Origin of the sequence: Rhodococcus sp. NPDC003318 (genome assembly GCF_042879035.1) — a bacterium.
Classification (GTDB): domain Bacteria; phylum Actinomycetota; class Actinomycetes; order Mycobacteriales; family Mycobacteriaceae; genus Rhodococcus_G.
The window spans coordinates 221084-235471 of sequence record NZ_JBIAOU010000006.1; the positions used below are offsets into that span (position 1 = coordinate 221084).

The following is a 14388-nucleotide window of genomic DNA, read 5'->3' on the forward strand; positions in this document are numbered from 1 at the left end:
GCTCGCGGCGGTGACCGGGATCGGGCACCGTCGGTACCCCGGCCTAGAATCGACGTGGCCGCCCGACGGCGGCCAGTCCTCGTTCGGCGATCCAGGGGCGGTCACAACCACATGCCATCGACGCTGTCCACGGCCAACCCGGATTCCGGGCAGGCGCATCTCCCGCTCGCAGGCGTCGCCCGGGTCGCGCTCGAGAGTGCAGCCTTCGAACCGGTCCGGCAGGCCCTCGGCCGCGCGGACCTCGCGCTCGTCGCGCCGAACCCGGTCCGTCCCTTCCTCGCCACGGCGATGGCCGAGCACAGCCAGTTGCTGCTGGTCACCGCGACCGGGCGCGAGGCGGACGACCTGACGACGGAACTGAGGGAGATCCTCGGTGACGCGGTCGCCCAGTTCCCGTCGTGGGAGACCCTGCCGCACGAGCGGCTCTCGCCCGGCGCGGACACCGTCGGTCGCCGGCTCGAGGTGCTGCGCCGACTGGCGCACCCGGAGAACGCCGACTACGGTCCGCCGTTGCGGGTCGTGGTCACCACCGTGCGGTCGCTGGTGCAGCCGATGGCGCCCGGCCTCGGCGAGATCGAACCGGTGACGTTGCGGGTGGGCACCGAGGTTCCGTTCGACGACCTGATCACCCGGCTCGTCGAGATGGCGTACACACGCGTCGACATGGTCGGCAAGCGCGGCGAATTCGCCGTCCGCGGCGGCATTCTCGACATCTTCTCGCCGACCGCGGACCACCCGGTGCGCGTCGAGTTCTGGGGGGACGAGGTCACCGAACTGAGGTCCTTCTCCGTCGCCGACCAGCGGTCGATTCCGGAGCTGACGGTCACCACGCTCATCGCGCCGCCGTGCCGGGAGTTGCTGCTCACGGCGAGGGTGCGCGATCGTGCCGCCGCCCTCGCGCGCGACAACCAGGCCGACGCGGCGCTGGTCGAGATGCTCGACAAGCTCTCGGCCGGGATCCCCGTCGACGGTATGGAGGCTCTGCTCCCGGTGCTGCAGAGCGGTGAGTTGGTGCTGCTCACCGAGGTGCTGCCCGAAGGCGCCCACGTCCTGCTCTGCGACCCCGAGAAGATCCGGACCCGGGCCACCGATCTCGTCCGCACCGGGCAGGAGTTCCTCGAGGCGTCCTGGACCGCGGCGTCGATCGGTGCCGCCGCCCCGCTCGACACCGCCACGCTGGACACGTCCAGCGTCGGGGTGTCGGGGGTCGACCTCGCCGCGTCGGCGTACCGGACGCTGCGGCAGGTGCACCAGAGCGTGACGGAACAGGGGCGACCCTGGTGGACGGTCAGCCCGCTGGCCTCGGGCAGCGACACCGAACTGGTGCTCGACCTGCAGGCGGCGCCGGAGGTCCGGGGCTCCGACGACCTGCTCGCCGAACTGTTCGTGATGCTGCGCGCACACGTGACCACCGGTGGACGGGCCGCGATCGTGGTGGCGGGCGCAGGCACCGCGAAGCGCGCCGTCGAACGGCTGTCGGAAGCCGAGGTCCCCGCGGTGACACTCGCGCCCGGCGCCGAACCGGCACGAGGCCAGGTGTCGGTGCTGTGCGGTTCGCTGCAGAACGGACTCGTGCTCCCGGCCGAACGGCCGGACGCCGGGCTGGTGCTGATCTCGGAATCGGATCTCACCGGCAACCGCGTCGCCGCGGCCGGCGAGGGCAGGCGGCTGCCGCCGAAGCGCCGTAACCAGGTGGATCCGCTGGCCCTGACCGCCGGCGACATGGTCGTGCACGACCAACACGGCATCGGCCGGTTCGTGGAGATGGTCGAACGCACCGTCGGCGGCGCCCGCCGCGAGTACCTGGTCATCGAGTACGCGGCGAGCAAGCGCGGTCACCCCGGGGACCGGTTGTTCGTCCCGATGGAGTCCCTCGATCAGCTCTCCCGCTACGTCGGCGGCGAGATGCCCGCGCTGAGCAAACTCGGCGGATCCGACTGGGCGAACACGAAACGCAAGGCGCGCAAAGCGGTTCGGGAGATCGCCGGTGAGCTCGTCCAGCTGTACGCGGCCCGGCAGGCGGCGCCCGGTCACGCCTTCGGCCAGGACACCCCGTGGCAGAAGGAGATGGAGGACGCCTTCGCGTTCACCGAGACGCAGGACCAGCTGACCGTCATCGACGAGGTCAAGGCGGACATGGAGAAGCCGGTCCCGATGGACCGTGTCGTGATCGGCGACGTCGGCTACGGCAAGACCGAGGTCGCGGTCCGGGCCGCGTTCAAGGCCGTACAGGACGGCAAGCAGGTGGCGGTCCTGGTGCCGACAACGCTTCTCGCGCAACAGCACCTGCAGACCTTCACCGAACGGATGGCCAGCTTCCCGGTCAAGGTGCGCGGACTGTCCCGGTTCACCGACCCGGGGGAGTCGAAGGAGATCATTTCGCAGCTGGCGGACGGCGAGATCGACGTCGTGGTCGGCACCCACCGTCTGCTGCAGACCGGAGTCCGCTGGAAGGACCTCGGGCTGGTCGTCGTGGACGAGGAGCAGCGGTTCGGTGTCGAACACAAGGAGCACATCAAGGCGCTGCGTACCCACGTCGACGTGCTCACGATGTCGGCCACCCCGATTCCGCGCACCCTGGAGATGAGCATGGCCGGCATCCGGGAGATGTCGACGATCCTCACCCCGCCGGAGGAGCGGCACCCGATCCTCACCTACGTCGGCGCCTACTCCGACAAGCAGGTCGCGGCCGCGATCCGGCGCGAGCTGCTGCGTGACGGCCAGGTGTTCTACGTGCACAACCGGGTCAGTTCGATCGACAAGGCCGCCAAGCGAATTCGTGACCTGGTACCCGAGGCTCGGGTGGTCGTGGCGCACGGTCAGATGAACGAGGAAACCCTCGAGAAGACCGTCCAGGGATTCTGGGAGCGCGAGTTCGACGTGCTGGTGTGCACCACGATCATCGAGACCGGCCTCGACATCTCCAACGCCAACACCCTGATCGTGGAGCGGGCCGACTCGCTCGGCCTGTCGCAGCTGCACCAGCTCCGCGGTCGCGTCGGACGCAGCCGCGAACGTGGGTACGCGTACTTCCTGTACCCGCCGGAGAAGCCGCTCACCGAGACCGCCTACGACCGGCTCGCGACCATCTCGCAGAACTCCGACCTCGGCGCCGGCATGGCCGTCGCGATGAAGGACCTCGAGATCCGCGGCGCCGGCAACGTCCTCGGTGCCGAGCAGTCCGGCCACGTCGCCGGCGTCGGCTTCGACCTGTACGTGCGTCTGGTGGGGGAGGCGGTCGAGGCGTACCGCGCGGTCGCGGACGGTCGGCCGATCACCACCGACGAGGCACCGAAGGAGGTGCGGATCGACCTGCCGGTGGACGCGCACATTCCGCCGGACTACGTGACCAGCGACCGGCTGCGGCTCGAGGCGTACCGGAAACTCGCGGCGGCGGGCAACGACGACGAGATCACCGCCGTCATCGACGAACTCGTCGACCGCTACGGCCCACTGCCGGAGGAGGTCGGCCGGCTGGTGTCGGTGGCGAAGCTGCGGCTGCTGTGCCGGCAGTACGAGATCGACGAGGTGGCCGTGACCGGAACCCAGCTGAAGATCTCCCCGATGCAGCTTCCCGACTCGAAACAGTTGCGGCTCAAGCGGCTCTACTCCGCGGCGCAGTACCGCGCCACCACCGGCATGGTGCAGATGCCGCTGCCGCGGACCGGTGGTGTCGGCTCCGACCGGGTGCGCGATGTGCAGCTGCTGCAGTACATCGCCGACTTCCTGCTGGCGATGGACGGCAAGGCCGCGGGGGCGGTCGACGTGTCCGTCGCAGTGGGGGCGCCCGCGTGAACGCCGAGCCGGGGCGACTCGGAGACGGGCTGGTCGAGGCCGCCGAGGTGATGGATCGGCTGTGGCGGTTCGGGGGGTGGGAGGTCACCCAGACCCACGACTCGCTGCGCCGCTACCTGCTCGAGGAGACGTACGAACTGCTCGACGCGATCGACGCGGGCGACCCGGTCGGCCTGCGCGAGGAGCTCGGCGACCTGCTGCTGCAGGTGCTGTTCCACTCGCGGATCGCGCAGGAATCGGCGACCGACCCGTTCACCGTCGACGACGTGGCCCGAGGACTGGTCACCAAGCTCGCCCAGCGCAGCCCGCATCTGACCAACGGCCACACCGGACCGATCGACGTCGCCGAGCAGGAACGGGCCTGGGAGGTCGCGAAGGCGGCGGAGAAGGCGCGGGCCTCGTGCCTCGACGGCATCGCGATGGCTCAGCCCGCACTTGCGTTGGCAGAGAAGGTGATCGAGAGGGCCACAAAGGCCGGACTGCCTGCCGAGCTCGTGCCGGAGGAGTTGCGGGTGGTGCGGATCGGTCAGGGGGGCAACGCCGAAGACAGGTTGCGGATGGCGGTGCTGGCATTCGCGTCGCGGATCCGGGCGGCGGAGGCGGGTGCGCGGGAGGCCGGGGCCGCGTCGGGGCCGCTCTCGGCGGAATTGTGGGAGTCCTACTGGTGAGGCGCGCTCATGGTCTACCGAGTCCTCGGTAGCTCCACCCCGACTTACGCCATTGGTCCGGATCGAGGCAGTTGCGGCCGTCGATGATCTGCCTTTCGCGGACGACGTCGTCGAGTGCGGTGGGCTCGAGGTGACGAAACTCCTGCCACTCCGTCAACACCAGCACGACATCAGCGCCCTCGCACGCCTCCAGGGTGCTCGCTGCGTAGTTCAATGTGGGAAACAGCGCGTGCGAATTGTCCATGGCCTTGGGGTCGTACACGTTGACCGCGGCGCCCTGCAGCTGGATCTGGCCGGCGACGTTGAGCGCGGGCGAGTCGCGAACGTCGTCGGAGTCCGGTTTGAACGCCGCGCCGAGCACCGCAACCCGCGATCCGAGGAAGGACCCGCACGCTTCCCTCGCGAGCTCGACCATCCGGGTCCGGCGCCGCATGTTGATGTTGTCGACCTCACGGAGAAAGGTCAGTGCCTCGTTCGCGCCGAGCTCACCCGCGCGCGCCATGAACGCCCGAATGTCCTTGGGCAGGCACCCGCCGCCGAAACCCAGCCCCGCATTGAGAAACAACCTTCCGATGCGCGGGTCGCAGCCGATCGCGTCCGCCAGCACGGTGACATCCGCCCCCGCCACCTCGCACACCTCCGCCATCGAATTGATGAACGAGATCTTGGTGGCGAGAAAGGCGTTGGCGGCACTCTTGACCAGTTCGGCGGTTGCCAGGTCGGTCACCAGGAAAGGAACGTCCTCCTGGTCGAGGGCCTCCGCGTAGATTTCGCGTGCCACCTGTTCGGCGCGACCAGGGCGGTCACGATCCACTCCGATGACGATCCGGTCGGGATGGACGGTGTCCCTGACCGCGTACCCCTCCCGTAGGAACTCGGGGTTCCACGCCACCTCCACCTCGTCCGCGGCGGGAGCGAGCCGACGCGCCCGCGCACCGAGTCGTGCCGCAGTCCCGACCGGGACGGTCGACTTGCCGAAGATGACGGTGGGGGCGGACAGATGTGGTGCCAGCATGTCGACGGCGTTGTCGACGAAAGTCAGGTCGGCGGCGAAATCCCCCTTCCGCTGCGGCGTGCCCACGGTGAGGAAGTGGGCACGGGCGAATTCGGCGGCCTCGCGGTGGTCAGCGGTGAACCGCAGCGTCCCGGCCGCAAGGTTGCGCTTCAGCACCCGTTCGAGTCCCGGCTCGTAGAACGGGACTTCGCCCGACGAGAGTCTGGCGATCTTCTCGGCCGCAATGTCCACGCCGAGTACCTCATGTCCGAGTTCGGCCAGGCAAGCGGCATGTGTAGCCCCGAGATAGCCGGTGCCGAGTACTGCGATACGCATGCTCGCCTCCGACGCCGTGTCACTCGGGCCGCGTGGTCGAGTGGAACTTCGTGCCGTCCGTGTCAGTGGACTGGCGCCGTGTGGTCCGTTCGATGATGAATCGGCGAAGCTCGTTCTCGTCGTCGAGGTCGACACAGCCTGCACCGGTGGTCTCGGTGGCGTTGTCGGTGGCGCGCGCGAACGGCCAGTCGTGCCCGCGGCCGGCGTCACCATGGTTCAGCAACTCGTCATAGACGCCCACGTACGCCTGCGCTTGTGGACGCCAGTCGAGCTCACGGGCGACCCGGCGTCGCGCAGCGACGCCGAGTCGGGCTCGCAGGGGCGGGTTGTCGAGCAGTCGTTCGACGGCGTCCGCAAAGGCTTCCAGGTCGCCGGACGGCACCAGAATGCCGGTGTCGCCCTCGGAACGGCGCGTTTCGACGAGGTCGAAGGAGACCGACGGCAATGCGTACGCCATGTACTCCATCGTCTTGTTCATCGTGGACAGGTCGTTCAGTGGCGTCTTCTGGTCGGGTCCCAATCCGACGTCTGCTGCACTGAGGTACTGGGCGATGGACGTCGGGCCGACCCTGCCGGTGAAGTGCACGACATCGTCCAGTTCGAGTTCGGTGGTTCGCGCCCGCAATGCCTCGAGGCAGTCTCCGAACCCCATGAGTACGACCTGCAGTCCGTCGCGTCCGCGGTGATGCACGAGTTCGTCGGTCACGTCCAGGATGGCCTCGACTCCGTCCTGTGGCCCCATGATCCCGAGGTAGACCAGGAGGTGGTCGTGGCCCGCGCGGATGGCCGGGTCCGGGTAGATCGGGCGCATGACGCGGGTGTCGGGTCCGCTGCGCACAACCGTGACGGTGTCCGGTGCGCACCCGTCACGTGTCTCGGCGATCCGCTTGTACGAGGAGTTGGTGGAGATGACCCGGTCCGCGACACGCATGGTCATCCGTTCCAACCAGAGCAGCCCTCGGTACTGCATACGCTGCGGCAGTGAATGTGGCTCGCCGAACCGCGAGACGTACAACTCGGGATTCAGGTCGTGGTGGTCGAAGACGAAGCGGACCGAACGCACGCGCCACAGCCAGGCGAGCAGCCAGTAGGTGTCCGGTGGATTGCACGCCTGGATGACGTCGAACCCACGTTGCCGACGTACCTTGATCGACAGAACAGCGGTCCGCAGCCATGCCCACACGAACTCTCGCACGTACCCGACGAAGCCGACGGCTTCCGGTGCGGGACGATACTTGTAGAGCGCCACCCCGTCGACAACGTCGAAACCGGGGTCACCGGGACCCTTCGGGCAGATCACCGAGACCACGTAGCCCTGCGAGGTGAGGGCCTGGCATTCGAGCCACACCCGTCGATCGAGTGGTACCGGCAGGTTCTGGACGATGATCAGAACACGGCGACGAGTGTCCATGCTGGGCCTTCCGACGACGTGGACCAGACGCACGTCGATCAGTGGACTCAATCTATCGAACATTGCCGCTCGGCATCGGGAAACGAGCGCTGCGTTTGTGCAGGCACGAAGTGGGTTCCCTTCCGCGGCCTGATCTGCGGGACTGGTGCGTGTTCCACACGCTGTTGTAGATTGACGAAATGTCCGCCGGCTGTGCCGTCGCAGTGCGCCTCGTCGCCGAGGTGAATTTAGTGCCCGAGCAGGATGTATTCGGGGTGGTCGAGTGATGTGGTCACCGGTTTCCTCACACGGTTGACGTGCACGTGTCCGAGCCTCGTTGCGGTGTCGTGATCGTCACTTACAACAGTGCCGATGTGCTTCCCGGCTGCCTGGATTCGCTCGACGCCGGTGCGTGCGGAGTCGATCTCGTGGCAGTTGTCGTGGCCGACAACAACTCTGACGACAACTCGCTCGAGGTCGCCGCTGCGGCCGGGGCGTCGACTGTCCAGGTGGGTCGAAACGCGGGCTATGCCGCCGGGTTCAACGCGGGGGCTGCCACCCTCGACCTTGCCGACCTCGACGCGGTCTGTGTCCTCAACCCGGACTGCCGACTGTGCCCCGGGGCACTGGGCGCTCTCGCCGAGGCCTTGCAACGGCCCGGTTTCGGGATCGCGGCCCCCAGGCTGGTGAATCCGGATGGAACTGTGCAGCCGACCCTGCGCAGAATGCCCGCAGTGCACCGGGCCGTTGCCGAAGCACTGCTCGGTGGTCGACTGGCCGGTCGCTGGAGTGAGTTGATCATGAGTTCCGAGCGCCATGCCGAGCCGGGCCCGGCGGTGTGGGCCACCGGCGCCGCCCTCCTGATGTCCGTGGCGACCCTCCGCGACACCGGGGACTGGGACGAGTCGTTTCTCCTGTACAGCGAGGAGACGGATTTCATTCTCCGTGCTGCTGAACAGGGTTGGGCACTCTGGTACGAGCCGTCGGCCGTGGTCGAGCACATCGGTGCCGCGTCCGGGTTCAACCCTTCCCTCGCCGGGCTGATGGCGGTGAACAAGGTCCGCCTGTTTCGCAGACGGCGGGGTCTTCCCTCCACGGTTGCCTACGCGGTCGCGTTGACCGCAGGCGAGGGCCTCCGGGCCCTGGCCGGGCGCCCCGGTTCTCGCGCTGCATTCGCTGCCCTGGTCCTGCCCTCGCGGCGACTGACGCGACTGGTCGGCGGATGACCGCCGGGGAGCCGCCGCGGGTCGGCCTACTCACCCTGGTTCCGTTCGATCAGGTCGATCTAGACGTCTGGCATCGGTTGAGGGATGCGGCAGCCGAACTGGACAGTCCGTATTTTCACCCTGGCTTTGCGGCAGCGGTTCACGCGACGGGACGGGACGTGAAGGTCGTGGTGGTGGCGGACCGAGACGACAGGGTCACAGGCCTGATGCCCGTCCATCGAGATCGGTCCGTGCTGTCACCCTTGGGGTCGCCCGCCGCAGACTTCCAGGGGCCCTTGCTCGCTGTGGGGTCGAGATTTCCGGTGCGGAGGCTGTTGAGCGGAGGGGTGCGGACCTTCGAGTTCGATCATCTGGCAACCGGTGTGGCTGATTTCGCGCCATGGATCGAGAGTTGCCGTGTCTCGCCGTTTCTCGACGTCTCGGGTGGGTTCGAGGCGTATTTGGGGCGAGCCTCGCGTAGTGGCAGGGCGAACATGGCTCAGGCCCGCAGGCACCTGGCCAGGGCCGAGCGAACCCTCGGGCCGGTCTCGTTCAGAGTCGACAATCCGGATGCGGGGGTGCTGGCCAAGCTGATTGAGCTCAAACGCAGACAGTACGCGGCAACCGGTGCTCGTGACTACTTCGGACGCCCGGACCGGGTCGAGCTGATGTCGCGGTTGTTGCGCACGCGCAGTACGGAATTCGGTGGGATCCTGTCCACGCTGTGTGCCGGACCGCATTTGCTGGCCGCACACTTCGGCATCCGGTCCGATCGGGTTCTGCATTGGTGGTTCCCGGTGTACGACCCGGCGTACGCACAGCTGGCGCCCGGGTGGATGCTGTTGCGCGAGCTTGTGATCGCGGCGTCCACGGTGGGCGTGGAACGGATAGATCTGGGCCGCGGCGAGGACGAGTACAAGAGGAGAGCGAAGACCGGGGAGACCCAGGTCTTCCAGGGAATGGTGACCCGCAGTATGAGGCGCCGCGCGGTCAGGGCAGGCCTTGCTGCGCTGTCCGACTCGCCGCTCGGACCACCTGCGCGGCGCCTCGTCAGGGAATTCAGGTCACGAGAGTGTCGTCCCGGACCGCATGATCGCGGCTCGTGAGACCCTGCCGGTCGAATTACCGGCACAGGTCGGTGCGTCACCCGGTCGGTGGTTCACCCTGGAGACACCTCCCCGCCGTCGTCCCATCGATTGCCGGCCCAAACGTTGCCGGGGCCGGCCTGGAAGGACGCCACAGGTCCGTAGGAGGCGCATTGTCCGTTCGGGCCACGTTCGAAGATGTTGTTGGTCACGACGATTCCCATCGGATCGCTCCCGAACGGCTTGTCCGGGTTGTAACCGGCGTAGAGGCAGTACGCACCCGGACCGGCGGCGAAGAGGTTGCGTTCGTAGGTGATGTTTCGTAGAGGTTCGAAGTCGCCGAACGATGCGGCCGGGCCGGTGCAACTGCCCTCCGCGGAATTCTCCGGTGCGTCGCACACAAGTGTGTTGTGCCGCAGGAGAACATTGGAACCGCCGTTGGAGAGGTAGCCGTTCACGTGCCAGTCGGTCCCTGGCTCGAGGTATTGGCCGTGCAACCACGAATCCTCGATGGTGCAGTTGGATCCGCACAGCACCGACACCCGGGCACCCTCGACCTCCACACGTCGCATCGTGATGTTGTTGAACCCGATCGCGGGTTGCCACGTCGGGGCGCCGTCGACCTCTACGTCCTCGAGCACGAGTGTGGACGTGGGCTCGTCGAGGTCGATGTTTCCGGCAATCATCGACCGTGTGACGGTGACGCCGGGCGCATCGACATGCAAGGTGCCACGGATGATTCGGGCATCGATGACGGTGCCGGGTACGGTGATCGTCATCGGTCCGTCGTAGGCGGTCAGGACAGCACCCGCCGGTACGCCGGTGTCCGAAGGGCCTGGGAAGCCGTTCTGCACCGTCAGTGCGGAGGCATGTAGACCGCCGGGGCCTGTCCCGTTCTGTTCAGTCGACCCGCCGCGTGGGTCGGATGTACACCCTCCGGCGACAAGGAGGAGGGTGCCGCAGACACCGGCGACATGCTTTTCAAAACTGTGTGGCATCGATCGATCCGCCGTTCCTTTCCGAGGGTTTTCGGAAGGCACGTGGTTCCTGTGACAGCTTCCCACCCTACACGAGCGGGATGGACGGGCCCGATGCAATCGGACACCGTGAGCACGGGTAAGGGAACCGTCCGATCACTTCTGAGGGCTTCTGCCTCGGCTATCGTGGGAAGTACTTGTCAGTGGATCGTGGAGTATCGAACGGGGTTGCGGAAGGCGACCATGTATTCGGCATCGGAACCGACGGTCAGCATCGTGATAGCCGCGCACAACGAGGCGCCGGTCATTGGACGATGCCTGGATGCGCTGTTCGCCGATGCGCGTCCCGGTGAGTTCGACGTGACCGTTGTGGCGAACGGCTGTGTCGACCGAACCGCCGAAGCGGCGGCCGCGCACGGTGCGCGTGTGGTCGAGATCGGAGCGGCGAGCAAGCCGCGGGCTCTCAACGCCGGAGACGACGTCGCTGTCGGGTTTCCGCGGGTCTACCTCGACGCCGACATCGTCGTCGACGCCGATGTCGTCCGGGCCCTCCGAGATGCGCTGGACGGGGCGGGTCGGCCGATGGCAGCAGTCCCGCGTCGCAGGGTGGATCTGACCGGCTGCCCACTACCGGTCCGCCACTACGTCGCGATCAGCTCACAGTTGCCGGTGTATCGTGACGGGCTGTTCGGTCGAGGCATGATCGCGTTGTCCGCCGATGGACGCGCACGCTTCGGTCGGTTCCCCGACATGGTGGCCGACGACCTGTTTCTCGACGCACAGTTCGGCGCGGCCGAGAAGATCCAAGTCGAGCGGGTGCACACGGTCGTAGCTGCGCCGCGGAGTACGCGTGCCCTCGTTCGGAGACTGGTGCGGGTCCGACGTGGTAATTCCGCGATGAGAGCTGCGAGTCGTGCGGGCATCGTGTCGGCGCGGGTCCGCGATGCGGATCGGTTCGCGTGGCTGAGGGACGTCGTGGTGCCCGACCCGCGCCTCGTGGGTGCGGCGGTCAGCTATGTGGTGATATCGACGCTCGCGGCGGTTCTTGCGCGCAGGGAACCCGACTCGAGCACGGCATGGGGCCGCGATGACTCGACCCGGACGGGTCCGCATACCCAGTCGGGTGGGGGCGGCAGCCATGCATGACCGTCGGCTGGTGAACGTCTGCTTCCACGGAGTCGGCGTTCCCGCCCGACGTCTCGAACCGGGCGAAGGCGCCTACTGGACGAGCGTCGACGAATTTCTACGCATTCTTGACGAATTGGTCCGGTGGCCACTCGTACGGATCAGTTTCGACGACGGCAATCGATCCGATGTCGAGGTCGGGTTGACGGCACTCGAGGAGCGAGGTCTCGTCGCGACCTTCTTCGTGCTGGCCGGGCGGTTCGGTGTCGCCGGAAGTCTTGCGGAGGACGACGTCCAGGTACTGAGGAGTCGGGGCATGACCATCGGCAGTCACGGCATGGACCATCGGTCCTGGCGAGGCCTGTCACCGACGACACGCGACCGGGAACTGATCGTGGCCAGGCAATGGATCGCGGAGGCGTCCGGTGCCCCGGTCGACGAGGTGGCGCTGCCACTCGGCCTCTACGATCGCGCACTCCTTGCGCACCTGCGGGCACAGGGCTACACCGCAGTTCACACCAGCGACCGTCGTGCCGCGAGGGCCGGGGCGTGGTTGCAGCCACGGTTCAGTGTCAGGTCGAACGACACTGCCGAGTCGCTGCGGGCCGAAGTCCTCACGGTTCCGCCTCCCGTGCGGAGGGTGACGCAGTCGGTGAGGGGCGTGCTCAAACGCCTGCGCTGACCGGAACCACGGTCGCTGTCGGATGTGACGGGGCCACCCGCGGATGCCGACAGGTCGACCACACGAGACCGTAGAGCGCGAAGAACAGCAGCGAGGCCTGCTGGAACGAGAACAGGTCGAAGGTGAAGGTCGAGACCAGGACGGCGACAAACGCCGAACCCACTGAGTAGACCTGGCCGCGATCCCGTGGCGACGCGGCGCCGCGCAAACCCGCTGCGATTCCGATGATCCCGCTGGCGGCCAGCAGCATCATTGCGCCCAGACCGACCATCCCGCCCTGTGCGATCGACTGCAACCACTCGTTGTCGAGGAATCGGTACTCCGTCGGAGGGGTTGCGCCGAGGCCGAGCCCGAACCAGGGATGGTCGTGGAACGTCTGTGAGACGGCGGCGTAGTCGTCGAGTCGTGTGAGGACACTGTCGTCCTGCTCTGAATGGATGATCGTCGACCACAGTGCATTCGCGGACACAGGGAACGCGATGACATACGCGAGAACCGCGCCGAATCCGATCAGGATGCCGTTGCCGAGCTGGCGAAGGTTCAGTGAGAACATGTAGAGCAAAAGTGCCGCGGCGAGCGAGATCACGCCTGACCTCGACACCGAGGCAGGTATGGCCATCACAGCGATCACGCATGCGATCACAGCGAGCCCTCGACACCATTTGTGGGTCGCGAATCGGGCGAGGTGCAGAGTGAGCGGCACGGTTGCTGCTGCCAGCACCGAGAACTCGATCGCGTGCTGGGAGGTGCCGACCACCCGGAACGACCCTTGCCGCTCCGAGAGCAGTGCGGCGTCGTTGTTGAGCACGAAACCCGGTGGCTGGAAAAGAAAGCGCAGGTCGACTCCGGTGTAGCTCTGGAGCAGGCCCACCGTGCAGGCGAACGTCAGGGCGGTGGCCAGCAAGCCGATCGCAACTGCTCGCTGTCGGGTGGTCCGTACAGACACAACGGTGTACAGCACCACACCGACGCTCGCGACAAGGCCCAGTACCGCGCGGGTCTTGCTCGCCTCGACGATCGTGTCGCCACGAGCGAGGAGTCCGACACCGTAGACGAGGACCTGTGCGAAGAAGTAGATGCTGATCAGGACCGCGCCGACGTTGATCGCACGGGGCGAAGAGCGCCGCAGCAGTGTGAATGTCATCACTGCCAGTGCGAAGAACACGAACGCGACGAGTCGCGCCGGGGAGCCGTTGCTCTTGAGTGGACCGGCCAGGACCGAGATCGTCGGCAGTACAGGGACGAGCACGTAGAAGAACCCGAGCAGCCACGGCAATCTGTCCGGTCGATCGTCCGCCCGCGCCGGATCGGGAGGACTGGCGCCGCCCCGCGGAATCTCCTGCATGCCTGCGGCGGTGGCGCACGGTCGCGCTCGGGTCATTCACGGACCCCTTCCGTTTCGACAGCCGGTGATGAGGAGTCTCGCTCGGGAGACATCGAGGGGGATCCGTCGGTCTCGGAGCGTGGTGATTCCGAGTCGCGTTCAGGATTCACGGGTTTCGCTCTCCTTCGAGACAGGGCGACGTCGAGGAGGACCGTGACCAGTGTCGAAAGTCCGGCGCCGGCAATGAGTATCGAGAGGGCGGACCGGGTTCGGCTCGGCATTGCCTGGACGGGGGGGCCGGGCGGCTGCACGACGAATGTCGAGACCATTTCGTCGGCGGGGACCCCGGCGCTCTGCTGGAGAGCCTGCAGTGTCGACTGACCCTGAGCGGCCACCACTTCGAGTGTCTTCGTCACCTGAGCAGGATCCGCGAGCTGGGACTCGATCGTGACGAGGGGAAGCTGACCGAGGGGCGGTGGCAGGGAGAACACCTTCGCGGTGTACCCGGCGTCGCCGCCCGCGGCAGTGACCTGCGCACTGACAGTCGGTTCCATCAGGCCCATGGCCAGTAGGTTTGCCAGCAGCGGTGCACCGCCCGTGTCGACGAGCGCGTTGCGCCGCGCGTCCTCACCGTTGGGGGGTTGTGTCCTTACGCTTGGAGGTGCGAGTCCGATGGTGGTGCTCGCGTAGTAGACGGGTTTGACGTTGGTGTACGCGGTGTAGCCGAACCACGCTGTGACGAGCATCAGCGGTAGGAATATGTACCAGCGCCGGATACACGCACGGGCGACGTCGAAGAGATCCATG

At 67.1% G+C, this 14388-nt stretch carries 11 protein-coding genes; 6 read left to right on the forward strand and 5 right to left on the reverse strand.

What is annotated here, in order from left to right:
* Positions 1-111: 111 nt before the first annotated feature.
* Positions 112-3795 (forward strand): transcription-repair coupling factor, encoded by a 3684-nt coding sequence (gene mfd / locus ACFYVR_RS13190; RefSeq protein ID WP_387473566.1) that lies wholly within the window; start codon positions 112-114, stop codon positions 3793-3795.
* Positions 3792-4463, forward strand: a complete 672-nt coding sequence (locus ACFYVR_RS13195; protein WP_387473569.1) for a MazG family protein — start codon at positions 3792-3794, stop codon at positions 4461-4463. The genes mfd and ACFYVR_RS13195 overlap by 4 nt, the downstream gene beginning before the upstream one ends.
* A 7-nt stretch (positions 4464-4470) precedes the next feature.
* On the opposite strand, the gene ACFYVR_RS13200 is transcribed toward ACFYVR_RS13195, so the two are convergent.
* Entirely contained in the window at positions 4471-5793 is a 1323-nt protein-coding gene (locus tag ACFYVR_RS13200) for a UDP-glucose dehydrogenase family protein (protein WP_387473571.1), read from the reverse strand.
* Positions 5794-5812: 19 nt separating this feature from the next.
* On the reverse strand, positions 5813-7204 hold the full coding sequence (locus tag ACFYVR_RS13205) for a glycosyltransferase family 4 protein (protein WP_387473573.1): 1392 nt from the start codon (positions 7202-7204) through the stop codon (positions 5813-5815).
* Positions 7205-7506: 302 nt separating this feature from the next.
* Here ACFYVR_RS13205 and ACFYVR_RS13210 point away from each other — a divergent pair, with 302 nt between their 5' ends.
* Both ACFYVR_RS13210 and ACFYVR_RS13215 read left to right on the forward strand, forming a co-directional pair.
* Complete coding sequence (locus ACFYVR_RS13210; protein ID WP_387473575.1) at positions 7507-8409, forward strand: glycosyltransferase family 2 protein; 903 nt, start codon at positions 7507-7509, stop codon at positions 8407-8409.
* Positions 8406-9494, forward strand: a complete 1089-nt coding sequence (locus tag ACFYVR_RS13215) for a GNAT family N-acetyltransferase (protein WP_387473577.1) — start codon at positions 8406-8408, stop codon at positions 9492-9494. The genes ACFYVR_RS13210 and ACFYVR_RS13215 overlap by 4 nt, the downstream gene beginning before the upstream one ends.
* A 53-nt stretch (positions 9495-9547) precedes the next feature.
* Here the strand turns inward: ACFYVR_RS13215 and ACFYVR_RS13220 are convergent, their stop codons facing one another.
* Complete coding sequence (locus ACFYVR_RS13220; protein WP_387473579.1) at positions 9548-10513, reverse strand: hypothetical protein; 966 nt, start codon at positions 10511-10513, stop codon at positions 9548-9550.
* A gap of 213 nt (positions 10514-10726) precedes the next feature.
* Between ACFYVR_RS13220 and ACFYVR_RS13225 the strand changes: the two genes are divergently transcribed.
* Positions 10727-11596: a glycosyltransferase gene (locus tag ACFYVR_RS13225; protein ID WP_387473581.1), complete on the forward strand. Its 870-nt coding sequence runs from the start codon at positions 10727-10729 to the stop codon at positions 11594-11596.
* Complete coding sequence (locus ACFYVR_RS13230; protein WP_387473583.1) at positions 11589-12257, forward strand: polysaccharide deacetylase family protein; 669 nt, start codon at positions 11589-11591, stop codon at positions 12255-12257. Before ACFYVR_RS13225 ends, ACFYVR_RS13230 begins: the two co-directional genes overlap by 8 nt.
* Here ACFYVR_RS13230 and ACFYVR_RS13235 read toward each other — a convergent pair.
* Together ACFYVR_RS13235 and ACFYVR_RS13240 are read right to left on the reverse strand one after the other, a co-directional pair.
* The gene (locus ACFYVR_RS13235) at positions 12241-13638 is read right to left on the reverse strand and encodes an O-antigen ligase family protein (protein ID WP_387473585.1); all 1398 of its coding nucleotides are present in this window, start codon (positions 13636-13638) and stop codon (positions 12241-12243) included. The two genes, ACFYVR_RS13230 and ACFYVR_RS13235, sit on opposite strands and share 17 nt — an antisense overlap.
* Complete coding sequence (locus ACFYVR_RS13240; protein ID WP_387473587.1) at positions 13635-14387, reverse strand: hypothetical protein; 753 nt, start codon at positions 14385-14387, stop codon at positions 13635-13637. The genes ACFYVR_RS13235 and ACFYVR_RS13240 overlap by 4 nt, the downstream gene beginning before the upstream one ends.
* Position 14388 lies beyond the last annotated feature (1 nt).

What these genes read in the sequence shown, in the direction of transcription:
- mfd (WP_387473566.1), top strand. Translation starts at nt 112, where the DNA reads ATGCCATCGACGCTGTCCACGGCCAACCCGGATTCCGGGCAGGCGCAT.
- ACFYVR_RS13235 (WP_387473585.1), bottom strand. Translation starts at nt 13,638, where the DNA reads ATGACCCGAGCGCGACCGTGCGCCACCGCCGCAGGCATGCAGGAGATT.
- ACFYVR_RS13200 (WP_387473571.1), bottom strand. Translation starts at nt 5,793, where the DNA reads ATGCGTATCGCAGTACTCGGCACCGGCTATCTCGGGGCTACACATGCC.
- ACFYVR_RS13205 (WP_387473573.1), bottom strand. Translation starts at nt 7,204, where the DNA reads ATGGACACTCGTCGCCGTGTTCTGATCATCGTCCAGAACCTGCCGGTA.
- ACFYVR_RS13230 (WP_387473583.1), top strand. Translation starts at nt 11,589, where the DNA reads ATGCATGACCGTCGGCTGGTGAACGTCTGCTTCCACGGAGTCGGCGTT.
- ACFYVR_RS13215 (WP_387473577.1), top strand. Translation starts at nt 8,406, where the DNA reads ATGACCGCCGGGGAGCCGCCGCGGGTCGGCCTACTCACCCTGGTTCCG.
- ACFYVR_RS13240 (WP_387473587.1), bottom strand. Translation starts at nt 14,387, where the DNA reads ATGGATCTCTTCGACGTCGCCCGTGCGTGTATCCGGCGCTGGTACATA.